The sequence below is a fragment of the Nostoc sp. C057 genome (genome assembly GCF_013393925.1).
GTDB lineage: Bacteria > Cyanobacteriota > Cyanobacteriia > Cyanobacteriales > Nostocaceae > Nostoc > Nostoc muscorum_A.
Window position 1 is genome coordinate 6,806,232 of the sequence record NZ_CP040281.1, and the last position, 25,543, is coordinate 6,831,774.

The 25,543-nt window shown below is 40.4% G+C and carries 21 protein-coding genes; 7 read left to right on the top strand and 14 right to left on the bottom strand.

Annotated features, from left to right (window positions below):
- Positions 1-129 precede the first annotated feature (129 nt).
- Both fghA and FD724_RS28975 read right to left on the bottom strand, forming a co-directional pair.
- The gene (gene fghA, locus FD724_RS28970) at positions 130-1,017 is read right to left on the bottom strand and encodes an S-formylglutathione hydrolase (protein WP_179074983.1); all 888 of its coding nucleotides are present in this window, start codon (positions 1,015-1,017) and stop codon (positions 130-132) included.
- A 59-nt stretch (positions 1,018-1,076) separates the two neighbouring features.
- A complete protein-coding gene (locus FD724_RS28975) occupies positions 1,077-1,868 on the bottom strand; it encodes an ion transporter (protein ID WP_179074984.1) in 792 nt (263 codons plus the stop codon).
- Between the two features lie 88 nt (positions 1,869-1,956).
- On the opposite strand from FD724_RS28975, the gene FD724_RS28980 reads away from it, so the two are divergent.
- Positions 1,957-2,382, top strand: coding sequence for a nucleoside deaminase (locus FD724_RS28980; RefSeq protein WP_179074985.1), 426 nt, complete (start codon positions 1,957-1,959; stop codon positions 2,380-2,382).
- A gap of 523 nt (positions 2,383-2,905) precedes the next feature.
- Here FD724_RS28980 and FD724_RS28985 read toward each other — a convergent pair.
- The gene (locus tag FD724_RS28985; RefSeq protein WP_179074986.1) at positions 2,906-3,079 is read right to left on the bottom strand and encodes a hypothetical protein; all 174 of its coding nucleotides are present in this window, start codon (positions 3,077-3,079) and stop codon (positions 2,906-2,908) included.
- 26 nt (positions 3,080-3,105) lie between these two features.
- Between FD724_RS28985 and psbA the strand changes: the two genes are divergently transcribed.
- The gene (gene psbA / locus FD724_RS28990) at positions 3,106-4,188 is read left to right on the top strand and encodes a photosystem II q(b) protein (RefSeq protein WP_159402515.1); all 1,083 of its coding nucleotides are present in this window, start codon (positions 3,106-3,108) and stop codon (positions 4,186-4,188) included.
- 309 nt (positions 4,189-4,497) lie between these two features.
- Here the strand turns inward: psbA and FD724_RS28995 are convergent, their stop codons facing one another.
- Positions 4,498-6,798 (bottom strand): FAD/NAD(P)-binding protein, encoded by a 2,301-nt coding sequence (locus tag FD724_RS28995; RefSeq protein WP_179074987.1) that lies wholly within the window; start codon positions 6,796-6,798, stop codon positions 4,498-4,500.
- Positions 6,799-7,145: 347 nt separating this feature from the next.
- On the opposite strand from FD724_RS28995, the gene FD724_RS29000 reads away from it, so the two are divergent.
- Entirely contained in the window at positions 7,146-7,865 is a 720-nt protein-coding gene (locus FD724_RS29000; RefSeq protein ID WP_179074988.1) for a hypothetical protein, read from the top strand.
- A gap of 236 nt (positions 7,866-8,101) precedes the next feature.
- On the opposite strand, the gene FD724_RS29005 is transcribed toward FD724_RS29000, so the two are convergent.
- From FD724_RS29005 to FD724_RS29015, 3 genes are all read right to left on the bottom strand, one after another.
- Positions 8,102-8,989 carry a hypothetical protein gene (locus FD724_RS29005; protein ID WP_179074989.1) on the bottom strand — a complete coding sequence of 296 codons (888 nt, stop codon included), beginning with the start codon at positions 8,987-8,989 and terminating at the stop codon, positions 8,102-8,104.
- A 49-nt stretch (positions 8,990-9,038) separates the two neighbouring features.
- Positions 9,039-9,545 (bottom strand): hypothetical protein, encoded by a 507-nt coding sequence (locus tag FD724_RS29010; protein WP_179074990.1) that lies wholly within the window; start codon positions 9,543-9,545, stop codon positions 9,039-9,041.
- Positions 9,546-9,974: 429 nt separating this feature from the next.
- Positions 9,975-10,325, bottom strand: a complete 351-nt coding sequence (locus FD724_RS29015) for a histidine triad nucleotide-binding protein (protein WP_179074991.1) — start codon at positions 10,323-10,325, stop codon at positions 9,975-9,977.
- A gap of 500 nt (positions 10,326-10,825) precedes the next feature.
- Between FD724_RS29015 and FD724_RS29020 the strand changes: the two genes are divergently transcribed.
- Complete coding sequence (locus tag FD724_RS29020; protein ID WP_179074992.1) at positions 10,826-12,772, top strand: APC family permease; 1,947 nt, start codon at positions 10,826-10,828, stop codon at positions 12,770-12,772.
- Positions 12,773-13,390: 618 nt separating this feature from the next.
- Positions 13,391-13,615, top strand: coding sequence for a hypothetical protein (locus FD724_RS29025; RefSeq protein WP_179074993.1), 225 nt, complete (start codon positions 13,391-13,393; stop codon positions 13,613-13,615).
- Here FD724_RS29025 and FD724_RS29030 read toward each other — a convergent pair.
- The 5 genes from FD724_RS29030 to FD724_RS29050 form a co-directional block, all read right to left on the bottom strand.
- Positions 13,583-14,425, bottom strand: a complete 843-nt coding sequence (locus tag FD724_RS29030; protein WP_179074994.1) for a hypothetical protein — start codon at positions 14,423-14,425, stop codon at positions 13,583-13,585. The genes FD724_RS29025 and FD724_RS29030 overlap by 33 nt on opposite strands.
- A gap of 373 nt (positions 14,426-14,798) precedes the next feature.
- A complete protein-coding gene (locus FD724_RS29035; RefSeq protein ID WP_218651483.1) occupies positions 14,799-15,428 on the bottom strand; it encodes a response regulator transcription factor in 630 nt (209 codons plus the stop codon).
- 6 nt (positions 15,429-15,434) lie between these two features.
- The gene (locus FD724_RS29040; protein ID WP_179074996.1) at positions 15,435-18,221 is read right to left on the bottom strand and encodes a PAS domain S-box protein; all 2,787 of its coding nucleotides are present in this window, start codon (positions 18,219-18,221) and stop codon (positions 15,435-15,437) included.
- 786 nt (positions 18,222-19,007) lie between these two features.
- Positions 19,008-19,787, bottom strand: a complete 780-nt coding sequence (locus FD724_RS29045; protein WP_179074997.1) for an SDR family oxidoreductase — start codon at positions 19,785-19,787, stop codon at positions 19,008-19,010.
- A 130-nt stretch (positions 19,788-19,917) separates the two neighbouring features.
- Positions 19,918-20,757, bottom strand: coding sequence for a nuclear transport factor 2 family protein (locus FD724_RS29050; RefSeq protein WP_179074998.1), 840 nt, complete (start codon positions 20,755-20,757; stop codon positions 19,918-19,920).
- Between the two features lie 84 nt (positions 20,758-20,841).
- On the opposite strand from FD724_RS29050, the gene murG reads away from it, so the two are divergent.
- Complete coding sequence (gene murG / locus FD724_RS29055) at positions 20,842-21,915, top strand: undecaprenyldiphospho-muramoylpentapeptide beta-N-acetylglucosaminyltransferase (RefSeq protein WP_179074999.1); 1,074 nt, start codon at positions 20,842-20,844, stop codon at positions 21,913-21,915.
- Between the two features lie 38 nt (positions 21,916-21,953).
- Positions 21,954-23,270, top strand: a complete 1,317-nt coding sequence (locus tag FD724_RS29060) for a hypothetical protein (protein WP_179075000.1) — start codon at positions 21,954-21,956, stop codon at positions 23,268-23,270.
- Positions 23,271-23,346: 76 nt separating this feature from the next.
- Here FD724_RS29060 and FD724_RS29065 read toward each other — a convergent pair whose 3' ends face one another.
- Positions 23,347-24,000, bottom strand: a complete 654-nt coding sequence (locus tag FD724_RS29065) for a response regulator transcription factor (RefSeq protein WP_179075661.1) — start codon at positions 23,998-24,000, stop codon at positions 23,347-23,349.
- Positions 24,000-25,265 (bottom strand): sensor histidine kinase, encoded by a 1,266-nt coding sequence (locus tag FD724_RS29070; RefSeq protein ID WP_179075001.1) that lies wholly within the window; start codon positions 25,263-25,265, stop codon positions 24,000-24,002. Before FD724_RS29070 ends, FD724_RS29065 begins: the two co-directional genes overlap by 1 nt.
- Between the last annotated feature and the right edge of the window lie 278 nt (positions 25,266-25,543).

A 25,543-nucleotide genomic window follows, 5' to 3' on the forward strand; every position in this document is an offset into this window, starting at 1 on the left:
ACTGCTCTTTTAGAGGATGTTTGAAAAGTCCTCTTGTCGGTATCAAAAGCTCTAAATCCTCCTAAATCCCCCGATAAATTGAGGGACTTTGATTTCGATTCCCCATTTTCTCGTATTCTTGTTCAAAAATCAAAATAGAAACGTGGGGTTTAAATAGATAAAAACTGCTGTAATCAATAAAGCGAACGCATGGTGACGAATATGATCTTCAATAAAACTGGCGATGAAATAATAACTGTGATCATAGCCTTCTTGGTAACGTAAGTTTAGCGGCTGCTTAACATCTGCACAAGCTTTCTCAAACACTTCCGGTAGTAATTGTTCTGCTAAAAATTTATCAGCAGTCCCTTGATCAATAAGAATTGAACTGTGATATCCTACTTGTTTGACTAATTCACTAGCATCATAAGCACGCCAACTTTCTTGATTTTTGCCAAGATAACCACCAAAAGCCTTTTGTCCCCAAGGACAACGCATAGGTGCTGTGATAGGTGCAAAGGCTGATACTGATTTGTAAAGTTTTGGGTTTCTCATTGCACAGACAAGCGCCCCATTTCCCCCCATTGAATGACCAAAAATACCTTGTTTTTCAGGTTGGGTGGGGAAATTTGCGTTAATCAAAGCAGGTAGTTCGTGGACGACATAACTATACATTTGGTAGTTTTTACGCCACGGTTCTTCTGTAGCATCAACATAAAAGCCTGCACCTGTACCAAAATCCCAGTCATCATCCTCGCCTGCAATGCCAGTATTACGCGGACTTGTATCTGGCGCAACCAGCATCAAGCCGTACTCAGCCGCCAAGCGTTGCACTCCCCCCGCCTTAACCATGAAATTCTCTTCCGTGCAAGTCAACCCAGAGAGAAAATAGAGAATTGGCACAGGTTTATGATTTGCTTGTGGTGGTTGATAAACAGCAAAACGCATTTCACCATTACAGGTTGAGGAGAAATGACTGTAAAAGCCGAGTTTGCCACCGAAGCTTTTATATTCCGAAATGACGTTGACGTTAGGCATTGACTATATTCTCGAACTACCCGGTAATTAGCACTATATACCGCCATAGGCATCGCATTTCAATCAACTCTGTGACTAGGTAACTTAGTCCCGCACCTTTTACAAAACCCAGCATCTATATCATGAAAAGCCAATCCACAGTTGGAACAAACCATTTCTACCTGATTAGCAGTTTTCACAACTTGCTTAATTAAATCCCCCACTTGCCAGGGAATCAGTGCAATTCCTGTGAAAATCATCAATACCGTTAGCAAACGTCCTAATTCAGAAATTGGAATAACATCGCCAAATCCCACAGTTGTCATTGTGACAACAGAGAAATAGAATGCATCCAAAAATGTCCCGTAATTTTGAGGATTAACCGGATGCTCTACTTGATATATTAAGCCAGAATAAATAAAAACAATTGCAAATAATGTAAATAATATCCGCGCAAAGATCATGCCATCTTCAGTGCTGATAGTAGCGAATAAAAATCTTCTATCTATAAACCTGATTAATCGTAAAATCCGAAACCATCGCAGTAGCCGGATAAAGCTAATATCCACCATCCCTATAAAAAATGGCAAAATTGCCATTAGGTCAATAATCGAGTAAAAGCTAAAAACATACTGAATTTTGTTTTCTGCACTCCACAAACGGAGTAAATATTCCACCGCGAATATGATGACGATCGCAGTATCGACTAGATGTAATTGAAATCGCACATAATCAGGAATGTTATAAGTTTCTGCGACAAAAATTCCTGATGATAATAGTACCAAAGCGGCAAGTGTTAAATTAATTGCCTTACCTATTGGTGTTTCTAGGTCTTTTAAGTAGAATTCTGTTTCTTGTCTGCTCAATAACATATTTGACTATTAACTAATCTTAATTCCCAGTTATAGCATCAGAAATACGATATTATTAATCACTATCCTTATATTAACCTCACTTTCTATGATTCCAGAATATTTTATGCGTTTAGCTTTGGCGCAAGCAAAAAAAGGAGATACACCTTACGGTGCTGTGATTGTTAAAGATAACGAAGTTGTTGCCGTAGCTCATAATACTGTTATCAGAGACAACGATCCATCAGCCCATGCTGAAATCAATGTTATTCGTAGTTTAACAGCTAAACTTAAAAACCATTTTTTAGAAGGTTATAGTATATATACAACTTGCGAACCTTGTCCCATGTGTGCAACTGCTTGTGTTTGGAGTGGTTTATCAGAAATTGTATATGGTGCTTCAATTCAAGACTTAATCTCGATAAATCAATCACAAATTAATCTATCTTGTGAAGAGGTAATCGCTAAATCATTTAGAAGCATTAAAGTCACCAAAGGCATTTTAAAAAATGAATGTTTGGAGTTATTTAAATAAACTACAACACATTTATAGGAATCCGGTTTGATTCCTGAATTTACTTACGTGGATTGGGAATTGGGAAGAAAAGAGGGATACATCTGTACTGAGTCTTGTTCAAAAATCAAATAGGAGTCCCATAGCTTTTTCATTAGGTAAGCGCAAATCATTGTGGCGATTGTCTTGAAAACCTTTATGGGCATTGCTTGGAATATTTTTTGTCCCCCACGCCGTTATATATAAGGTTGTAATACCCTTGGGACGGTCTACCACTTATTCTAAGATACAAGGTTGAGTTGAGGAACGAAACCCAAGATACGCCAGTTTTAGTTTTTAGTCTTAACCCAAGCGTATTGCTATATAAGCGGCTTCAGCCCCTTTACATTAGACATCTCCAGAAATTAATTATGCTTTACCTGAAACCTTTGTAGAGACGTTGCATTGCAACGTCTCTACAAAGGTTTCGGAGATGTCTAAATATCAAGGTTGGTTTTGTGCAGCTTCATATAGAAATAGTATAAGTAACCGCAATATTGCAGATTTAGGCAAGCGATCGCGGAAATTCATATAAAATCCTCTCGCTTGCTCGTAACTTGGATTTGTGATAAGCAAAGCTGATGAGTTCCATCAGGTTTACAAAAGTGAAATAGTTGATGAAAAATTGTAAAGCATTGTAAAGTGTATTCACAGGCAAAGACAAACGAGCCTGATTCATAAATCACTAACCGCACTTATAAAACAATGACAACAACCTTACAACAGCGCTCAAGCGCTAACGTATGGGATCGATTCTGTGAATGGATCACCAGCACCAACAACCGCATCTATATCGGTTGGTTCGGCGTAGTAATGATCCCCACCTTGCTAGCAGCCACAGCTTGCTTCGTAATCGCTTTCATCGCTGCTCCTCCAGTAGACATCGATGGTATCCGCGAACCAGTAGCAGGTTCCTTGATCTACGGAAACAACATCATCTCTGGTGCAGTAGTACCTTCCTCCAACGCTATCGGCTTGCACTTCTACCCAATTTGGGAAGCAGCATCCTTAGACGAGTGGTTGTACAACGGTGGTCCTTACCAATTGGTAATTTTCCACTTCCTGATTGGCGTATTCTGCTACTTAGGTCGTGAATGGGAACTATCCTACCGCTTAGGTATGCGTCCTTGGATTGCGATCGCATATTCTGCTCCAGTCGCAGCAGCAACCGCAGTCTTCTTGGTATACCCCATCGGACAAGGTTCATTCTCTGACGGTATGCCTTTAGGTATCTCAGGAACATTCAACTTCATGATCGTGTTCCAAGCAGAACACAACATCTTGATGCACCCCTTCCACCAACTAGGTGTAGCTGGTGTATTTGGTGGAAGCTTGTTCTCTGCAATGCACGGTTCACTAGTAACATCTTCACTAGTTCGTGAAACAACTGAAACCGAATCACAAAACTACGGTTACAAATTCGGTCAAGAAGAAGAAACCTACAACATCGTTGCAGCTCACGGCTACTTCGGTCGTCTAATCTTCCAATACGCTTCTTTCAACAACAGCCGTTCACTGCACTTCTTCTTAGCAGCATGGCCTGTAATCGGAATCTGGTTCACCGCCTTGGGTGTAAGCACAATGGCGTTCAACTTGAACGGTTTCAACTTCAACCAATCAATCATTGACTCTGAAGGTCGTGTGATTGCAACTTGGGCTGATGTAATCAACCGCGCTAACCTGGGTATGGAAGTAATGCACGAGCGTAACGCTCACAACTTCCCCTTAGATTTGGCATCTGCTGAATCTGCTCCTGTTGCTCTTTCTGCTCCTGCTATCAACGGTTAATTCTCAAGCATTAACTCTATTAGCTAAATAAGAAAGCGCTCTCCCACTTCGGGAGGGCGCTTTTAATTTAAGTTAGCGACAGATGAGGTATTTACTGGATACCTCACTAAAAGCTGAAACCTCAAAGATTCAGCAGTATGGGTATGGGTAGTACTCAAGTCAGTATGAGCGGGATATCAGATTAGCGAACAACTTTACAACGGTTCAAGAAACCTGGTTTATTGCGGATATAAAGAGACTGACCAACAGCCTGTAGTCATCAAGCTGCTGAAAAACCCTTATCCCAGCTTCACAGAACTCTTGTCGGCTCTAGATATACATAGCAAAGTAATCATTGTAGATTTCCGTATTAGTCATAACTGTGATTTCTATTTGTTTCTTTTCTTCATCTGTAGCTAGACTCATGGCCGGGTTTAAGCTATCTTGGGGGATAAAATCACCACAGTATTCATTAGCCGGTACTGTTGCATTCATCTTTTGGGGATAACTTAATTTGAGATTATTCATGATTGTAATGAATTGACTACGGCTGCGATCGCTAAATCTAGGATTAAAACGCTTTTCTTCGCCAATGCTGGAAACTGTGCGTCCTTTGTAATCATGGGCGGGATATACCAAGGTATCATCTGGCAAGGTGAATAAGCGTTGTGTCACCACATCATATAGGATTCCAGGATCGCCACCTTGAAAATCTGTGCGTCCACAACCACGAATAAATAAGGCATCACCAGTTAATAAGTGGGTTTTGTTTACCAAATATGCTATGTGACTAGCACTGTGACCTGGTGTGAAAATTGCTTCGATCGCTACTGATCCCACATCGATGATTTCGCCACCGACAAGAGAGCGATCGGCTTTCGTGACAGCAGCATTCTGGGGAACGATCACCTGACAGCCTGTTTGTTGCCTAAGTTTGCCTGCTCCTGTGATGTGATCGGCATGAAGATGAGTTTCTAGACAATAGCGTAGCTTTAATCCTAGTTCATCTAATGATTGCAAATCGCGGTCAACTTGCTCTAATACAGGGTCAACTAGAACAGCATCTCCTGTCTGTCGATCGCCAATCAGGTAAGTATAACTACTGGTTTCAGGGTCAAATAATTGCCGAAATAGTAAGCTTGACTGGGGTATCTGTGAGCCACCATCGCCTGTTTCCCTATTTAACAAAAGCATCGTGGGAATCGGACGCACACGTACTGGCAGCGACTGCAATAACGCTTGAGATAATTCCTGCGCCTGTAGCCGTAATTCTGGAACAGCAACAGTTTCCCACAAGTCGCCTTTGCGAGGAGTTCCCAAGGTATAAAGCAGCGTCGAAACATTACTGTCTGCCGTATATAAAGCCCCGTGGGGATCTGCATCTAATCCTAAGCCGATGGCATTGGGGCGAATTAATCCTTGCGATCGCAAATCAGCAATTAGGGGGTGAGGCGATCGGCGATAATCTGCTGCTACCCCGGTACAATTCACTACACAGTTGACGTGTAAGACAGTATTAGCATGGGTTTTGCGCTGGCATACAGTTACGGCTACACCGTCCGGCAAAGCTTGATATTCCCGAATCCGTCCGGCGGAAATGTTAAGTTGACCAGAATCCAACATTTCAGTGAGAACATCTGCCACTTTGGGGGCAATGCGGTGACGATGTACGTCCCAATAGGCTGTTAGATGACGCAAAAAGCGCTGCTGTTCCTTGGTCGGTAGTTTTTGCCAAATTTTCTGAATTATGGGACGCAGAGAATCAATTACCGATCGCCAGTCATAGCCTTGGGCAGCGGCAACTTCCACCTCGGCACGCAGGCGATGCAACCAGCCGCGCACACTTTTTGGTGAAGTCTCTGGGTTCACAAAGCTAGGATAAGGTTTAGCTGCTTGATGTTTTTGGGGAAATAATCCTCGTCGAGATATAGCATAAATTTTGCCCCGATGTTGGCGATCGTGCAGAGATAAAACCATATCCACCATCGTCAGTCCTGTACCAATTAGCAGCACGGGCGCATCAAGATTAAGGTCTGCTAGGGCATCGGCTGACCAGGCATTCCGCAGATAACTTTCATTATTGCTGTCTGCATTTTTGATTGCGGGTGGTGTAGAAGGCGAGTTTCCCAACGCCAACACAACTTTATCTGCGGCAAAACAGCGACCACTACGCAGAGAAACGATCGTCCCTTTTTCTTCAGGCTGTATCCCCACGACTTCATCGGTCAAACGTTCTAGTCGTACATCACTAGGTGCTGTGGCTTCTGCTTCTGCCAAAATCGACTGAATGTACAAACCATAGACCTTGCGGGGAATGAAGGTACTAGCATTGACTTCTTCAGGAAAAAATGCAGCTAATTCGTTGCGATTGTACTGAAGCCAACGCAGCAGATGTCCGGGATCATCAGGAAATGCACTCATGTTTCCGGCCGATACATTCAGCAAATGACAGTTGGTATTGGTGCTGTAAGCAATTCCCTTCCCCATTTGATGACTGCGCTCAATCAGCTTAATGATGAGAGGTTGGCTGGCAGTTTTCAATAAGTGGGTAGCAACTAGAGAACCGCTAAAACCTCCACCAACAATAGCGATCGTGGTTGGAGTCTGGGCAGTCAAAAAACTAGGGTTCATGGCGATTTTAGTTAGAATCGATAATCCCGCCGATTGAATAAAGTCTATTTACTAAGATTAAACATATTTGCAACTCAGATGAAATAATTAGACTTTACTTAACTTTACTTAGTATGATTTTCTATAATACCTTGCTTTCAGGTATTTAACGCCTGGTTGACTGACAAAAGTCTGAGGTCAAGAAATTGAAGCAGAGAAAAAAGGAGGCGCAGACTTCCAGAACAAATAATTTCGTCGGACTCTAACTGTTAGCTAAACACAGATAGAGGAATACAAGCGACCTCCCCCTGTTTAACGTATTGTAGATATCGTTAGTCTGCCATCTTTGACTCCGGATAATCAATAAAATGTTAAGACTTTATCATTTATTACTAGGTTCTATTTTGCTGGTGTCAATACCAGTGGGAGCAAAATTTGTTCTTCCCCAATTTTCTCCACCCAAAGAGGTAAAGTCCTCTGCTGTTGTAAAACTTCCCAACTCTAATGAGGGTAATATCTGGCAGAAAATTCTGGGAAATACTGCTGCTCCAACTAACTGGCAAGTTGCCGCTTGTGAGGGAAATGCACCCCTGTTGTGTATCTCCTCTAAAGGGAAACGTTTGGGTACAGTTGAGATTAACATTTACCCACTAACAAACAATGAGGATTTCCGAAAAAAACTCTTAGCAGCTGGTATTCCAAGTGGTTCTCAAGTGGACTACCAAAGTTCCCAATACCAAACCCAGGTATTACCAGTACTCAAGGCTTGGGTTGCAGACCACTACGCTGCATTTGCGAAAGACCGTCAGAGTGAATATGGAAAAGAGATTACTTTCTCAGCCTACCCACCCCAACCAGTACCGATTGGTAAGCTTCAGGGAATCCGCTATGGATTCGCTGGACTCAAGGAACAAGGTGGAGTAAAAGAGCAACATATCGGTCATGTTGCCTTTGATGGCAGTAAACTTTACGTAATTACCACTGCATTTGATCCAGGTACGCAGACAGGTAAGTTTGAGCAACTGGAAAATTTGGCTATTTTTCAACCTTACTTATATGCGATCGCATCCGATCTGCGTTTACCCTAATGGTCATGGGGTGAAAAGAGGCAGAGGGGAAGGGTGCAAAGAGCAGAGGGGACAACTCTTCTCCCTTGCGGGAAGCAATGCGATTTTGTGAGATGGGTAAGCAGGGGAGGCAGGAGACGAGAAAGAAATAAATGTATAAGCAATCTGTTTCAGTAGTAAAAAGTACTAAAAATGCCTCCTTACTGCCCTACTCCCCCTGCCCCCTGCTCCCTGCCCATTCCCCAGTCCCTATCAACCTAAATCTCAGCCACCGCCCGTTCAATCAAGCGACGTGCTAAAGTTTGTGTGCCAGTGTGTTCATAATAATTTGTAGATACATCCAAGAATGCAGCCAGGTAGTCTAACTTATCATCTGCAATATCGACAAAAGTGTGTAAGTTGCTAACTACCTTGTGTGGCGTTAAATTATTCGCACTGACAATACCACTCATCCAACCTTTAACTGAGTCAAAACTTTCGCCGATAAAGTTGAGTTTACTACCAGCATTGTTGCCTGGAATCACATCTTTGATATTTTGGAAAGTTGAGTTCTGTTCTAATTCATTGGGACTTGTTTGATTAATCCCAGATATGGCTTTGCTGATGAAGTCTGGACCTAGAGGTATTAAACCATCAACACAAACTAATGCCACCATGCGGATGAGTGACTCACCACTATACTCACCTAAAGAGGCGACAAAATCGCCAATGCTGTCTCCAGGAATGCCGTTAATTTGACAGAAAGCTACTAACTCAGCCACTAACTTTAATGTCAAATCGATAGTTTGGGCTTTGTCTGGTTTGGGAGTGACAGAGTTTAAAAAACCCAATAAAGGAATTTTCTCGCCAACTTTGTTAGCTAAAGCGGCTGCACCAAGGGCTTTATCTGTACCATCAACGGTTTGATATAACCACAAAGCTGTTTGGTATCCTTGGGATTTGTCATTGAATAGATAAATCGCTCTTTCACCAATTTGTTGAATTAAATCTTCGTCGTCTTCGCCAGTGACGGTTTTAATGGTGTTGACAAAGCCGACGGTATTTTGCCACTCCCCAGGAGCAACAAAATCGAGGGACTTCAACATAGAAATAGTCAAGCCACCGGTTGGCAATTGATCGACTAAATCAACAATCGATTTGCTCACAAAAATCTCCTTACTTAGGTTTTGTTATCTTCAATCTTGGCAATCCGGCTTATTTCAGTTTAGCCAGACCATTAAGATTAAACTTCTCTAGCCAATCTGCGCGATCGCTAGCTGTAAATGACGAATCGCGGGAAAGTACTTTTACTTGGTACTTACCTACCAAAATTGCAGTTTGCGTCTTACCAACTTCTACTGCGGGATAACCGCCAATTTTCTTGGTGCTTTTCGAGAACTTTGCTGCTGTACTAGGTGTGCTGGTAGTATCAGAAATAGACAGCAATGCTACATCTTTACCACCTTTTTTCAACTTCGCTTCTGCAAAGCCTTTTTTCTCTTGGGTAAAGACACGCTGGTAGCCATCACCTGCACTAGGGAAAAGTTTATTAAACTCGCTACCCTGAGTTGCATTCTTAGCCACCGCAACGTTTTTTTGTTGAGTGCTTTCTTTTTGCGCCTGGTCAAAACGTCCAGGTGCTTTTGGGCTACAGGCTGTTGTCAGTAGTACCACTGACAGCAATAAAGCAGCTACCACCCTACGCCCACGGTTTAAAATCATTCTTGGCTTCTCCCTATACTTGAGCTTTGAGGCAATTATCTGCGCTGCTAGCAATTATTACTCGTAAAATTTACTTTTTGATAATTATTGCTTAAGTGCTTAACATACCAATAAACTCAACGCAAAAATGCTCCCTTTCGGACTACGGTGTACACGCATCTCTATACGAGATACACAACAATGTTAGATCCTCCTAAATCCACCTTAAAAAGGGGGTTAGGGGGATCTAACATTGTTGTGGGACAACTTTAAAAGACTTGTGTGTACACCGTAGCCCAAAGGGAGAGGCTAGCACCAAGCAGGTTCCCCCATGAGCAAGTGGCGTGGATTTAGGAGGATCTAATGTGGGACAACTCTAAAAGATTTGTGTATACACCGTAGCTCTTTCAGGAGAGTGTCTTTGATTTATAGATAAGCATTCAGGTTTGATTAACCAGGGGGCCAGTCTAATTGCCGTCCTCCCAAAATATGCAAATGTAAGTGATAGACAGTCTGACCACCATTATCGCCAGTATTGATGACAACTCGATAACCGTTTTTCAGCCCAGCTTCTTCTGCAACACGTTTGGCTGTTAATAAAAGATGCCCCAACAGAGCATGATCCTGAGATTCAGCATCAGCTAGTGTGGGAATGGGTTTTTTAGGAATGACGAGAATGTGTACAGGCGCTTGGGGGTGGATGTCTTTGAAGGCCAGGGCTAAATTATCCTCATAAACAATATCAACGGGGATTTCCCGACGAATGATTTTGCTGAAAATCGTTTCTGTAGTTTCACTCATACCATCTACCTAATCATCTGCTAGAGATTTTAAAGGTTTTTTTCCCAAAAACCCGATAAGTATTGGTACAGTATCCACCTTTGCTCAGATGAAATTTTGCCTCGTAAAGCGTTAAGTAGAGAAAAAGACATCACCTTTACAAGAGTATGAATATAGCAATTTGGGCGCTAAAAAGCCGTAATTACACTGAGGCTAGCGCCTCAGTACTTTCTATCTTCGGTATTCGTAAATCCATCAGCACCCTTTTTTAGAACTGATGCAGATCAAAAATGCTAAGGGTACGAAAACTTTAATTCCAAAATGTCCGCATACGATATTAATTTTTCCCAATACCGGAAGCTAAACTCGATCTTCATCCACTAGACAACTTATATATTTTGTAAATCGGACAGGATGCTTAACCTACAATAATAATGCTATATATTTGTAGTTAAAAATTTTAATAAACCACGAAGGCTTAAAAATCACAAAGCCGGACTTTTGCAAAACAAGCATATTTGATGAGTAAATCAATTGTTTCAACAAAACGGCTCGGCAGTCAGTTAATCCTCTGGTTGCTTGAAGAAGATCGACGAGAGAAGGAAGGGCCTTACCGCAAGGAAGAAGCACATCGCCAGCATCCTTGGTGGCAGGTAATGTGCTTGACTGGTGTAGATTATTTCTCCACCCTTGGCTATCAACCTGGGATTGCAGCACTGGCGGCTGGCGCTCTTTCTCCTATCGCTACCCTGATTCTAGTTTTGCTGACGCTCTTTGGAGCATTGCCAATCTATCGGCGGATTGCTGCCGAAAGCCCTCATGGTGAAGGGTCGATCGCAATGTTAGAGCGTTTGCTCCCTTGGTGGCAAGGCAAATTACTTGTGCTATGTTTACTCGGCTTTGTGGCAACCGACTTTATTATTACCATTACGCTGTCGGCTGCTGATGCTACAGCCCATATTATCGAAAATCCGCTTACTCCACATTGGTTTCACGAGCAGACGATCGCAATTACTTTAATATTAGTTGCATTACTAGGCGCAGTTTTCTTGAGAGGTTTCCGAGAAGCGATTGGGATTGCAGTAGTTTTGGTGGCAGTTTATCTGCTGTTAAACTTCATTGTCGTTAGCGTCGGTGTGTTCCAGATTTTAACTCACCCAGGAGCGATCGCTAACTGGCAGACTGCACTTTTTGCCCGCCATTCCAATCCTTTTATGTTAATCGGTATAGCTCTTTTGATATTTCCCAAGCTAGCACTGGGATTATCAGGCTTTGAGACTGGCGTAACCGTGATGCCTCTTGTCAAAGGTAACAGCAGTGACACTCTCAAATATTCCAAAGGGCGGATTAGGAATACACGCAAGCTGCTCACCAGTGCTGCTCTAATTATGAGCTTCTTTTTGCTCACCACTAGCTTTATAACCACTCTACTGATTCCAGTCGCAGAATTTGCATCTGGGGGCAAAGCTAACGGACGGGCTCTTGCTTATTTAGCACATTTGTATCTAGGCAACGCCTTTGGCACGATTTACGATCTAAGTACTATTTCTATTTTGTGGTTTGCAGGTGCATCTGCAATGGCGGGACTGCTGAATATTGTGCCTCGCTACCTACCACGCTATGGCATGGCTCCCAATTGGGCACGGGTAACGCGACCTTTGGTGTTAGTCTACACAGCGATCGCATTTGTTGTCACAATTATCTTCAGGGCAAATGTGGAAGCCCAAGGTGGGGCTTATGCAACTGGTGTGCTTGTATTAATTACCTCAGCAGCCTTTGCTGTCACCTTATCAGCCCACCGTCACAGAGAGAAGCGGGCAAAACTGGTTTTTGCTACTATTACACTGTTATTTTTATATACCACTATTGTTAACATCATCGAAAGGCCAGAGGGGATTAGGATCGCTGGGTTTTTCATCGGTGCAATCATTTTTACCTCGCTGGTTTCTCGTGTTTGGCGTTCAACGGAACTGCGAGCAGAGCGGATCGAAGTTGACGAACTTGCTGCCCAATTCCTTGCTGAAGAGAGCCAAGGAGCAATCCGACTGATTGCAAATCGGTTGAATACGGGTGATGTCCTAGAGTATTTTATGAAAGAGAAAGAGGTACGCGAAGATAACCATATTCCCCCCAACGATCCAATCCTTTTTCTAGAGATTCAGGTATCAGATGCTTCAGAATTTGCAGATATCATCAAAGTAAGAGGAGTGCAAGTTGGTGACTATCGCATCTTGCGGGCTGAGAGTGCAGCAGTTCCCAATGCGATCGCAGCTTTACTACTCTATATTCGTGACCAAACAGGTAAGATTCCCCATGCCTACTTCGGTTGGGTTGAGGGCAACCCCATACAATACTTACTGCGTTTTATCTTGTTTGGAGAGGGCGATATTGCTGTAGTTACCCGTGAAGTACTCCGTCGGGCTGAAAAAGATCCCCACAAACGTCCTGGCGTTCATGTCGGGGGTTGAGTAAGGTAACTCGCCGCTTTTGCCTAGTCTTCAACTTCGCTTAGATGACATTCTGCCTCATTAAGTGTAAGTGCAGAAGAAGAGTGAGAAGCTTAGGCGTAGCTCGTCTTAGACAATCGCCTTTACCACAGCTATGAATATTCGGGAGGCGAGATCGCCTGCTTTAACCCTATCACCAGTAGTGCGTGACATAAAGCGGTGAATCAAGAGATATCGCCTCTACGAGAGTTATGTATATAGCAATTTTGGCAGCGAGAAACCGTAATTATGCGTTTTGCGATCGCCTTGATTAGGAAATGAAATAACCTGTAGAAATGCAATTTAGATTTTGGGAAACCCGATCAGAGAACTGGGGAATAGAGCTACGATTGATTTATATAGCTAGATAAGAGAATTTAAAGATGTTGAATGCAGTAGAGTTTTAAGCAAAGATTCAAAATGGGTTAATTCAGATTCTTGATGAGTACAAACAAGAATTTGGAGAAGGAGATGATATTAAAGTAATTGCTTTGGTAAAGAAAAAATCATTTCCAAAAAAGAACATAATTGATGAGTTGGCTGAAAATTCCGTTCAAGTGAATGCTATACTTACCATGAAAAAATTTACATTCGCTAGTTATGACTGATAATACATATTTTCTTGATACAAATGTTTGGCTCTACCTTTTATTTGATGGCAAAAATATAGAAGTGCCAGAAAGAGACAGAAAGCGTAATATTGCTATTTCAATTACATCAAATGAAGAAATAATTATCACTAAGCAGGTTCTAAATGAGGTTTCTGCTAACTTGCTGAAAAAAGCAGCTTTATTACTTTTTAGAATGAGGATCAACACAATATAAGGAATAAGGATCTTTATAATTGTGATGAGTTGGTTTTATTCTGTTTGTCTTTTTTTGTTTCGCTTTGCTCTCGCAATAGGGTTCTAATTTAATGTCTATGGTATATTGATTTCTTCCTTGAAAAGTTTGAGAGTTACCTCCCTTTTTTAGGATTTCGTAAGAACATACCCATCGAAATACAGGGTAAACGTCCTTTTTATTTTCAAGAAGCTTCGGAGCTTTTGGTATGATCTCATCACCTTTTTGATAGTTTCCTTCACTTCTTCCGTGTTCTTGCATTTGTTTAATAATTGTTTCATGAGTACATACATCTTCTAAATTAATTTTTTCTTCAAACTCCTTATTAATATCATTAGTTAAATCAGGAAATAAAGGGTTAAGCTCTATAGAAATTTCTTTGGAACCTAAGTTTTTAGTACCTTCTATTACTGTGTAATCACAAGAAAATGGTAACTGACTTATGCTGCTATTATTCTTATTGTCTATGGGAGCTATCTTGCTTATTGTTTCATTTTCATCCCCTTCGATTTTTAACCTCTCCAGTACCAATTTTTGATAATTCCCACAGACTTTCATTTTGAAATCTTCGTTCATATCTTGAGCGTTTAAAGTATCTGAAGACACTTGTCGAATAATGACCAATGTAAGAGATGCTAATGGTGTTAAGATGAATACAAGGTTGAAAACCAAGGGAGAAATCGTTACGAGATTGGCAAGTTTATCACTAGTTATCAGTATGATAAACTTTTTGAATAAGTTTTTTATATCAAAAGGATTATTGGGTGGAGTAGGAGAGGAAGAGTTTGACATAGAATAACTCAAACTAAGAAAAAAATTAACTATGCTCAACTTTAAAGATTGTCTTGAAAATGGTCGTGTAGCTCACCGATTATTTGCATTATTTTACACAATTATTAGCGTTTACTATAATTTTTATTAAATAAAATTCATAATTCTAAATTTTGTTATAATTTATTATTTTATTCTGGCTAATAAGGCAAAAAATAAGATTTACCATCACGCCAAATTAATCCAGCCTAAATAGAGTGATCGATGCCACTCCTCACAGGTATGCCAATCAAAACTAAGTGAATATTCTGAGCATAGAAAACTATCTCAACTTTGTCACTAGCGAAATGTTGGGTTTTAAACCTATCAAAATGTGAGGTCGAGAAGCTGCAAACTACAGCCTGACAATCCCCCGATTCAGGGCGGTGACTAGGGCTTGAGTCCGATCGCTAACGTTCAACTTGCCGAAAATATTATTGGTATGAAATCTGACGGTACTCTCAGCAATATTAAGGACATTACTAATCTGCTGGTTATTCTTGCCCTTGGCAATCAGGCGCAGCACTTCCAACTCACGATCGCTCAATTCCTCACTACCCATCCGCTCGGCTAGCTTGGCTGCTATAGTGGGCGGAATATACCTTTGTCCTTTATAAACAGTGCGAATCGCATCCAAGAGTTCGTTCGGTTCAGCGCCCTTGAGGAGATAGCCCTTTGCACCCGCCCGTAATCCCCGATAGATATCTTCATCACCATCAAAGGTAGTCAATACAACGATCCGAGCGTGTTTAAACTTAGCACAGATGGCTGCGATCGCATCAGCACCTTCCATCTTTGGCATTCGCAAATCCATTAGCGCTACATCAGGTTGATGTTGGTGGAAAAGTTCTAACGCTTCTCGCCCGTCGCCAGCATGGCCGATTACAGTCATGTCTGGCTCACATTGAAGAAACATTGTTAAAGCTTGTCCCAAGATGGGATGATCGTCAGCAAGCAGGATGCGAATGACATTGGATTGGCTCATAATCATTTACTCTCGGTAGACTAACACTGAAACTTCTGTTCCCTGTCCTGGCGAACTCTGAATTGTTAGTTTTGCCCCAATGCGTTCAGCCCGTTCGCTCATAATTAAAAGACCAAAGCTGTTGATAACAGCTACACTGCCCATGTCAAACCCTTGTCCATCATCTTTGATCCGCAAGCTGCACTGGCTTTCTTGATACGCCAGTTCAATTTGGATTTCTCCAGCTTGGGCATACTTGAAGGCATTGGTTAATGCTTCTTGTCCAATGCGGAGTAGGTTATTTTCAACATCTGGAGACAAGGGGTATATCTCGCCTATTAATTGGCAGACAATATGTGTATTGGTAGAGGAAAACATCTGTGTGGCGAAGCGATTGAGAGCATTAAAAATGTCGCCGTCCTCCAATAATTGCGATCGCATTGCTTTTATCGAACGGCGTGCTTCAGTTAGCCCAGAATGAGCTAAGTCTCGCCCTGCTTTGATTAATTTCTGTGCTAGTTCTATATCTGTTGTCAGTTTTCGTGAGGCGGTGTCTAAGTGGACAATAACAACGGTGAAGGCTTGTGCTAAAGTATCGTGAATTTCCTGTGCCAAGCGGTTACGTTCTGCCAATACGGTTGCTTCTTCAGCCTGCTTGCGACTAGTGATATCCTGTATTGCAGCCATCCTGATGGTACGCCCACGATATGACATGACTCTGGCTTTGATCTCAGCCGGAAACGTGCTTCCATCCTTACGCAGACAAACGGTTTCATAAATTCCTTCATCTCCTGAGCGAATCTTCTGCATCACCTGTTCCCGGTATTCAGGAGCAGTAAAATCCATGACACGCATACCAACTAACTCAGAAAGTTCATAACCAAACATCTCAGCACAGGTTTGGTTAGTATCTAAAAGTATGCCTTGCTCGGTAATAGCGATCGCTTCAAATGTTGCCTCTGCCAATAGCCGAAATCGCGTCTCGCTTTCTAAAAGCGCTACTTCTGCCTGCTTGCGTTCAGCTATTTCCCGTTGTAGTTCCAGAGTACGTTCAGTAACCTGTTGTTCTAAAATCGAATTATAATCAGCTAGAATCTTCTCTGCTTTTTTGCGTTCGGTAATATCAATACAAACGGTAAGCGCATATATTACTTTCCCTGATTCATCAAAAATTGGGGTGCTTAAAACTTCTACAGGGATAGTTTTATTCGGGTGGCGAAACTCAAGATTATCAACATGGACAGTTTTACCAGCTAAAGAATATACAATTGGCAGTTCATCCGCAGGGCATAACTGGTCAGTTCCCGCTAGATAAATTTGATAATATTCTGCTATTTTTTCGTATTGGATAGATGGTAATAACTCTACGTTGACTAACTGTTGTGAAGCTCGATTAGTATAGTAGAGTCGCCCACTACTATCATCTATCGAAACACTCACAGGTATAGCGTCAAGAAATTGTTTCAGGCGGGTTTCACTTTGCAATAAAGCTTTGTTTAAATCCTGCATTTCCGAAAATTTTTCTTGGAGTTGATCCGCCATACTATTAAATGACTTGGCTAATTCCCCCAATTCATCGGAACGCTCTATTTCTATTCTTTTTTCCCATTCACCTTGAGCAAGCGCTAAAGCTGATTTTTTTAAAGCTAGAACTGGTTGAGTAATCCACCGTAAAATTAAAACACCGACAGCTACAGCCACTATCAAAGCAACAATGCACAAGAAAATAGTTGTGCGAGTGTTAGCATTAATTTCCTGCATGAAGTCATCTTCTGGGACTACTACCACAATTAACCAGTCAAGCCCTCGATTATCTTGGAAGGGTACAACTTGAATAAACTGCCGCTTACCATCTATCGAAAAATATAATTGCTTTGAGCTATTAATTGACTTAAATTCATTAAATTTATTTTTTAAATATTTACTAGTAAATTGTGTTTTTTTATCATTACTATCTATAGCCAAAAATGGCTTAATTCTATTTTCTGCTAATTGTGTTTCTAAATTATTTGAGCGGAAGGGCTTTTCATTAGTTGAAGTTGCTACCAATTTTCCAGACTGACGCTCAACAATAAAACTTATTCCTGTTTTACCAATTTTTAAATTTTGCAGAAAAGTGCCAATTTTGGATAAGTTTAAATTTGAGAGTAATACACCTTGCAAATTTCCCTGTTTATCGTAAGCAGGCTGACTAGCAGCGATGTACAAAGCAATTCCAGAATTATGAGGATAAATTTTACTCCAAATTGGTCTTTTTTCTGCTATCGGTTTGTTATACCAATCACGTCTTTGAGTATCATAAGGTTTACCAAAATCCTTTATTCCCGTGCGTGTGCCTTGTTTATTAGTAGTATAAGTCCGTAAATTATATTTAGTTGATTTACCAGATGCTCTGATTGTCAAAGAGCCATCAGGAAATATTTCTGCTGAAATAAACTCTTTGTTTTTATTGGCAAACCCAATTAGACTTACTTGATTAAATATTTTTAATTGCTCAAGAAAATATTTTTCTAAGATAGGAAAATCTTGTATGTTTAATTGGCCAATTTTAATAGTATTAGCATTATTCTGATTAATTTGCTGGGGAGTTTCAAGAAAAGTATGCAGATTCTGCTGAACACGCTGGCTAATTTCACTTAGTAGCCGTGTGGCAATATTATTTACTGCTTTTTGCCCATTTTTGAATGAGAGATAACCCGTTAAACTCACCACCGCTAAGATTTGCAGAATAAAGGGAATAATCAGAACGGTTCGCAGAGAAGGTTTAACGGGAAGAGAAAGAAAATATTGAAGATATGATATTTTGTTAAACAATAAAATATTCCTTTTATTGTCAAAACTATAAAATTTACTTAAGAAATTAAACTTCAGAAAGTTTTAAGTGTCTGAAGCAGAAGTAGTTCAGGCTTTTTTAACTCATCCTGCATTCACTACAGCACTTTTATTTTGATTATGTATAGTCAGCACTTTCCTTTGGATAACATATATGAATTTTATGTAGGAGTAAAAATCATTTTTGCATAATCTAGTTCTAAAAAATGCATACAGAAAGATTAACCATAAAAAATATATCTTAGGATAGATGCTTATTTTATTTTTTAATAAGCAGAAACTATATAACTACAAGACAATTAAAACAATTTCCGCAATCATCTACAGCCAAAAGCTATAAGTTTTTGAGGAAATTGTAATTTCCCGTATTTTCTCAGATTTTCCAACTAGCCTTAAAGGATGTTTGAAAAGTAGTTGCTTGTTATTCCAGGCTCTTATTGATCCCCCCTAACCCACGCCAGCCGCTCCAGTTTGCGAGACCCCTTGGCGCTGGCTCCCCTTTTTAAGACAATACAGTTCACATAAGAGCAAAACACTTGTAGAGACAGCGATTTATCGCGTCTCAAAAACCCACGATTTTGTACAAGTAGCGCTTTAAACCGTATTGCTTTTTAAGGGGGATTTAGCAGGGTAATTTCATACGAAAAAAGAAAAATACATTTAATAAAGTATTTTTAGTAACATCAAAATATTCCAAATCTAACCAACGGTTTTTTGGAAATGACCGTATTACAATTTTCAAAATATGTTTAACCTTCTTAAAATGAATTACTTTTCTGTTCGCCGATTAACCAACGTAGCGCTAGCTTGGTCAACAGGCATCAGCACAACTTCGTTAATATTGACATGGGGCGATCGCGTCACACAGAAAAATATCACATCAGCCACATCATCTGCTGTCAGTGGGGTAACTCCCTGATAGACTGTTTTAGCGCGTTCAGTATTTCCGTGAAACCGCACTTCGCTAAATTCCGTTTCCACCATACCAGGGTCAACGGAAGTTACACGTACTCGCGTTCCCAACAAGTCTTGTTTTAAACCTTCAGAAATTGCTCTCACAGCAGCTTTAGTTGCACAGTAGACATTGCCACCGGGATAAGTTTGATGTCCGGCAATAGAACCTAAATTTACCACATGGCCGCGATCGCGACTCACCATTCCCGGAACAACATAACGGGAAACATAAAGTAAACCCTTAACGTTAGTATCAATCATGTCTTCCCAGTCTTGAAAGCTGGCTTCGTGCAACTTGTCTAAACCACGACTTAGACCAGCATTGTTAATCAGAATGTCGATGTCAGACCAGGCAGGCGGTAGAGTAGAAATGGCAGATTCGACAGCATTGCGATCGCGCACATCTAGCTGTAATAAATGAATTTCAATACCAAATTCTTTAACGAGAGCATCTGCTAGCTGCTGCAAACGTTCTAACCGTCGTGCTGCTAGGATTAGTTTTGCACCCGCACCAGCGAAGATTCTTGCACAAGCAGTACCAATACCACTACTTGCGCCAGTGATTAAAATGATTTGATTTTGTAGAGAAGTCATTAGGATAGTTAGGAGTGAGGAGTTAATAGTTATGAATTATGAATTAGCACAAGTTTCATAGTTCATAATTTATCACCAGTCGCTCCTAACTCCTAACTCCTGTACAGACGAGATTAATCGCGTCTCCTAACTATTTCTTCACCACTTGTAGACGCTGAGTTACCATCGTCATCCCATTACCTCGCAGGATGACAGCAGAAACCCATTGGCTACCAGGGGTGGATGGTGCTTGTCCCGTTTTAAACAATCCACCGGATGTTAATAATTGCAAATCTACGGGTGTGGGGTTGAGAAATTTCTCTGGTTGGATGGTTTCCTCTAGCGCCGTTCCTAGTAGAAAATCATCGCCAAGTGGCTCTTGGACGATCGCATCAAAATTATACTTCTGACCAACCAGTACCTGTTCTGGTAATTTAATATCAATTTTGGGTGGCTTGCTGCCAGAGGTAAGTAGGGTACGTTCTGCCAAAATGTCTTGGCGGACGATTTTACCGCTTTCAATGCGCTGACGCGATTTAATTGTGGCATCGAGAGCCAAATTATTCCCGCTACCGGAGGGTAATCCAGTTATTTTCGTCTCTGTTTCGGCAATAATCCCATTGCCTTCAGATTTTGAAGATAGCAGTTTAGTACTGTATTGTAATTTAGGATATCGTTGCCAAAGTGAAACCAAAGACTTTTCTAGGGTTTGGAGGTTTAATCCATCCCCATGAGTGAAAGAGGGGCTGTAGAACTGCAACACCCCTTTGACATCACCCTTGCTGGCAGCTGCATCGACTTGTGTCAAAAGGTTTTTTAAATCTGTTGGTGCATTTTGAACTGTACCAGTTTGGGCTAATTGCTGTGGTGTCGTCGCTTGAGTGCGTTGCCAACCACTTGTTAAACCAAGGGTTAGCAGGAACGAAACCAGCCAGTATTTGGCTGGAAATTTGAGTTGTTGTTTTACGAAAGCAGTAATAATTTTAGTCATTTGCAAGAGTTTACTGATTTGATGAGAGAAAGTCAGGAAATTGTTTTATCTTAGTTAAGCTAGACGCTAAACGGTAGAGGTTTGATGGCAAACGCACCGATACGATTATTAATAGCTGCCAGTGGCACTGGTGGACACCTGTTTCCAGCGATCGCACTGGCAGAAAAACTTCCAGATTATCAAATCGAATGGCTGGGAGTACCCAATCGGCTAGAAACTCAACTTGTCCCTAAAGAGTATCCCTTGAATACTATTGCAGTTGAAGGGTTTCAGCAAGGGTTTGGACTCTCCTCCATTCGCATTCTGGCTAAACTCGCTGGTTCGATTATAGAAGTCAGACGAATTCTCAAACAGGGAAATTTTCAAGGGGTGTTTACTACCGGGGGTTACATTGCCGGGCCAGCCGTCATTGCGGCACGTTCTCTCGGTTTACCCGTGGTTTTCCACGAATCTAACGCCTTACCAGGTAAAGTAACTCGCTTTTTTGGCCCTTGGTGTAGTGCGGTAGCCTTGGGATTTGAAGTAGCTGCTAAGTATTTGCCTCGTGCCAAAAATGTCTGTGTTGGTACTCCTGTGCGATCGCAATTTCTCAATGGGGAAATTAATTCACCTCTGGATTTAGCCATTCCTGATGGTGTTCCCTTAATTGTCGTCTTTGGTGGTAGCCAAGGTGCAGTTGCGGTTAATAAGTTGGTGCGCGAATCTGCAAAGGCTTGGCTTGATGCTGGTGCTTATGTAGTACATTTAACTGGCGATCGCGATCCCGAAGCAGATAGTCTCAAACATCCACAGTATGTAGCCTTACCTTTTTACAACAATATGGCGGCGTTGCTGCAACGAGCAACTCTTGCCATTAGTCGTTCTGGTGCCGGTAGCTTGACAGAATTAGCAGTGTGTGGAACACCAGCGATTTTGATTCCCTACCCCTTTGCCGCAGAAGACCATCAATCTTACAATGCAGACGTATTTACCAAAGCTGGTGCGGCGTTGACACTGAAACAATCGCAGTTGACGGCGCAAGTATTGCAAAGTAATGTGTTGAATTTGTTGCAGTCACCGCAAGAGTTAGCAAAGATGGGTGAAAACGCTCATGCGATCGCAGTTCCCGATAGTGCCGAAAAATTGGCGCAATTAGTGCGTGAGGTGGTGGAAACATAACGTCGATTATTTAGTATTAGAAATTTAATTTCCAAGTTATGAATATCTTATCCAGCCCAAAATTTCGCTTCATAGTAGGTTGTGCTGCCTTATTATTTGTCAGTTTAGCTAGTAGCCATCTATATAGTCAGTCAAAAAATAAACAGCTAGCCCAACAAAATCAGCCCTTTACTCAGCAAGAAAATTCTGCCCCAGTTCCATCACAGATTTCTCTCACTGCAAATTTTCAAAATCCTTTTGTTGCTCAACAAATATCTGATGAAGTTATCGATAAGCAAAAGGCTTTTTTCTCTCAGCAAAATTTGCTAGCTGCATCTGCACCCTATCCAGTTGTCGATGAGTTCAAAAAATATAAATTTAGTATTAATGGCAGCCAAGTTGTTACCCCAGGAAAACTGCCAAGTAGTAAGGTTAACTTCAACCAAGGAGATTTATTAACTGTTCTAGTTAATACTAGAAAATATTTTCAAGATTACTCTTCAGAAGACCCAGATATTCTCCGTACAGGAATGCTTGCGACTCAAGGAGTAACTATACCAGATGTTCTCAACACTTTGAATTTCATGATTGCTGTCTTAAAGGAGGATATCGCTAATAATCGAGCTACTCGGTTGCAAGATCCTAACTTTATCAATACCAATTTTCGAGTTATTAAATGGTCTCCTTATAACCCAAAGAATAAACAGCAAAAACAATTACGAATTACCAAATATGCTGTCTTTACTCATCCCGGTTCTCGGAAGAAAACCTCTACTTTTAATACACCAATTTATAGCTTAAAAGACAACGCTAATAACGACAAATTCTATACAAAATACACCAAGCAGGATGTTTTATCAGGTATTTATGAACCAGGTGGTAAAGAATTTGGAAAAGTTACCAGTCTCGCTTATCTAACCAGAAATGGTTTAGAAGAAGCAATTATGGAAGGAACAATATTAATTAATTTTACAGATGGTTATAAGGCATTTTTTAATGTAGACAGAAATAATGGAATGTCTTATATTCGCGGATTGAAAGCAACAGCACAAAAACGTTATTGGTATTTTAGAGAAGTTGATGCTATTAAAGGCTATGGATATAAAATAGATGCAAAAATCTCTATCAAACCCGGAGTTACTTTTGCTGGAGATGTTTTGAATATTGGTTTAGGTAAAGTGGTTGTGATTGAGCATACTCAAGGTGGTCGCAAACATCTGCGAATGGGAGTCATTGCCGATACAGGGGGAGCCTTTTTACCCAATCTTTATCAGCTAGATTTTTTGGCAGGTGTATTTAATAATAAAAAAGAATTTGGTCAGAAAATCAGCCAATTGCCTGACTATGCTACAGCATATTTTTTAATTAAAAAGTAAGGTAATTCCAAACAATAGATTATCCAGTAGCTATTGTATTAGAAGCCAATCACAAATTACGAATTATTTAAGTTGGCTAATTCAAATAGGATAAATATGTATTTGCCCAAATCGCCGCTTGAGTGCGATCGCGCAGATTTAACGTGTTTAAAATATTTGTCACATGATTTTTTACCGTCCCCTCAGAAATATAGAGTTCTTGAGCAATTTCTCGGTTACTAGCACCTGTAGCAATTAACCGCAAAACCTCTTTTTCTCTAGGAGTAAGTTCAGTTAAAGTAGATGGTACAGGTGTTGAATGGGTTGGTGTACCATTAGAAAACTGAGTTAACAGCTTTTTAACTATACCTGGGCCTAATTGGGTATATCCTTTATAAACAGCACGAATAGCAACAGCTAATTCTTCTGAGGGCGTATCTTTTAATAAATAACCCATTGCCCCATTTTGTAATGCTGCTGATACATATTCATCATCATCAAAAGTCGTCAGTACTAAAATTTTAGTTTTAGGAAAACGTTTTTGAATTTCTTTCGTCGCTGCAACTCCATCCATAATAGGCATTCTGATATCTAGCAATACTACATCTGGTTGAAATTCTGCAACCAAATTAATCGCCTGTTCACCATTTTCTGCTTCTCCCACGATCTCTAAATCTGGTTCTAATTCTAATAACGCTCTTAATCCTTGACGAATTAAACCTTGGTCATCTACTAACAATACTTTAATCATCATCTCAACCTCATTAAGGGAATATTAACTGTAATTTTGCAACCAGAACCAGGAGTGCTATTAATATTAAAGTCACCCCCTAATGCTAAAGTGCGATCGCGCATACTATGAAGCCCAAAACCAGTAGTATTTTGCCCTAAATCAAAACCTCTACCGTTATCCTGAATTATCAATCGCAAATTTCCTCTGATCGTAGCGAGTTCCAGTTTAACCTCAGTCGCATAAGCATATTTAGTTATATTTGTCAAAGATTCTTGAGTAATTCGGTAAATAGCAGTGTTGATTTCAGGTGGTAGAGGATATTCGAGGTTGATTTGGCAAATTGGTAAAATGCCATTGGAGCGATGAAAATTTTCTGCAAGGCTAGCGATCGCACGTTCTAAAGATTGCTCTTGTAAAGGATTAGAACGCATAGTAGAAACAGATTGGCGGACATCTTTTAGTGCTTTTGAACCTAATTCCTTTGCTGTTGCTAGAAATGTTTCAGCCTTACCTGGGTTAGATTGCCATAGTTTTAAAGCAGTTTCTAATTGCAGATTTAAAGCAGTGAGAGAATGTCCTAATGAATCATGAATTTCACGAGCAATGCGGTTACGTTCTTCTAAGGTAGCTTGATTTTCAATCCGCATCGCATATTCACGGAGTTTTTCATTAGCGATCGCTAGCTTTTCTCGACTGTGCCGTTCAGATAATACCGCATTCATCATTAACAACACAAAAACCAAACTCAAGCCAAATACTAGCGACCAATTCAAGGTAAGAAATCGAAATTTTTCTTGTGCTTGTGATGATGCTTGTAAATTGAACAGTTGGTATTTTAGTTGTGTCGTAAATAGAAATAATGCAAAGGATAGAGATGTAACAAATAAACGCCCCGGCAAGTTAAAGATTAGGCAACTTCGAGTAACTAAAATTATATAAAGGAAAGGAAAAAGACGAGCAAATCTTTCACCAAACAGCCCAGTTATTAAAATTAATAAAATTTCAATAACTGTGTATATCACCTTATAATTCTGGCTACTTCTGGGTAATCTTAAGCCCATTAATGCAAAAAGAATCAAACTATAAATCGATAGTTCAGGTAATAAATTACAAATTGACAAGTCTGGAAATAAACTACAGATTGTTAGTTCTGGAAGTTTAGGACGAAATCTCCGTAAGGGAGGTGGTATAACTGCTGTCAATGCAGTGATTGCCAGTAGTATCCACTCCAGATAAAGTAGAGATGGAAAAGGATGTTTTTTAATTTGAATTGGATAATTCATTGTGGTTTACCTCAAGTTATGGATAAATTATAATTTTGGAGGTAGAAGTTAAAAAGGAAGAATTAAAATTTTGAATATTTAAGTGTGGATTTCGCAGATTTAACTTTTCGTTAAGTCAAAAATTGATAGTAAAAGTTGGCTAGGTAAAAATATGCAATTAGCTAAATAAGGATTTGCAAATCAATCATCATAGAAATGTTCATTATTTATAATATATAACTCCTAACTTCCAACTCCTCACTATTTATTGTTAATCAAATTTGTCAAAATTCAATCAT

Coding starts and splice junctions, on each gene's coding strand:
- fghA (WP_179074983.1), bottom strand. CDS start 1,017: ATGCCTAACGTCAACGTCATTTCGGAATATAAAAGCTTCGGTGGCAAA.
- FD724_RS28975 (WP_179074984.1), bottom strand. CDS start 1,868: ATGTTATTGAGCAGACAAGAAACAGAATTCTACTTAAAAGACCTAGAA.
- FD724_RS28980 (WP_179074985.1), top strand. CDS start 1,957: ATGATTCCAGAATATTTTATGCGTTTAGCTTTGGCGCAAGCAAAAAAA.
- FD724_RS28985 (WP_179074986.1), bottom strand. CDS start 3,079: ATGAATCAGGCTCGTTTGTCTTTGCCTGTGAATACACTTTACAATGCT.
- psbA (WP_159402515.1), top strand. CDS start 3,106: ATGACAACAACCTTACAACAGCGCTCAAGCGCTAACGTATGGGATCGA.
- FD724_RS28995 (WP_179074987.1), bottom strand. CDS start 6,798: ATGAACCCTAGTTTTTTGACTGCCCAGACTCCAACCACGATCGCTATT.
- FD724_RS29000 (WP_179074988.1), top strand. CDS start 7,146: ATGTTAAGACTTTATCATTTATTACTAGGTTCTATTTTGCTGGTGTCA.
- FD724_RS29010 (WP_179074990.1), bottom strand. CDS start 9,545: ATGATTTTAAACCGTGGGCGTAGGGTGGTAGCTGCTTTATTGCTGTCA.
- FD724_RS29015 (WP_179074991.1), bottom strand. CDS start 10,325: ATGAGTGAAACTACAGAAACGATTTTCAGCAAAATCATTCGTCGGGAA.
- FD724_RS29020 (WP_179074992.1), top strand. CDS start 10,826: ATGAGTAAATCAATTGTTTCAACAAAACGGCTCGGCAGTCAGTTAATC.
- FD724_RS29025 (WP_179074993.1), top strand. CDS start 13,391: ATGACTGATAATACATATTTTCTTGATACAAATGTTTGGCTCTACCTT.
- FD724_RS29030 (WP_179074994.1), bottom strand. CDS start 14,425: ATGTCAAACTCTTCCTCTCCTACTCCACCCAATAATCCTTTTGATATA.
- FD724_RS29035 (WP_218651483.1), bottom strand. CDS start 15,428: ATGAGCCAATCCAATGTCATTCGCATCCTGCTTGCTGACGATCATCCC.
- FD724_RS29045 (WP_179074997.1), bottom strand. CDS start 19,787: ATGACTTCTCTACAAAATCAAATCATTTTAATCACTGGCGCAAGTAGT.
- FD724_RS29050 (WP_179074998.1), bottom strand. CDS start 20,757: ATGACTAAAATTATTACTGCTTTCGTAAAACAACAACTCAAATTTCCA.
- murG (WP_179074999.1), top strand. CDS start 20,842: ATGGCAAACGCACCGATACGATTATTAATAGCTGCCAGTGGCACTGGT.
- FD724_RS29060 (WP_179075000.1), top strand. CDS start 21,954: ATGAATATCTTATCCAGCCCAAAATTTCGCTTCATAGTAGGTTGTGCT.
- FD724_RS29065 (WP_179075661.1), bottom strand. CDS start 24,000: ATGATTAAAGTATTGTTAGTAGATGACCAAGGTTTAATTCGTCAAGGA.
- FD724_RS29070 (WP_179075001.1), bottom strand. CDS start 25,265: ATGAATTATCCAATTCAAATTAAAAAACATCCTTTTCCATCTCTACTT.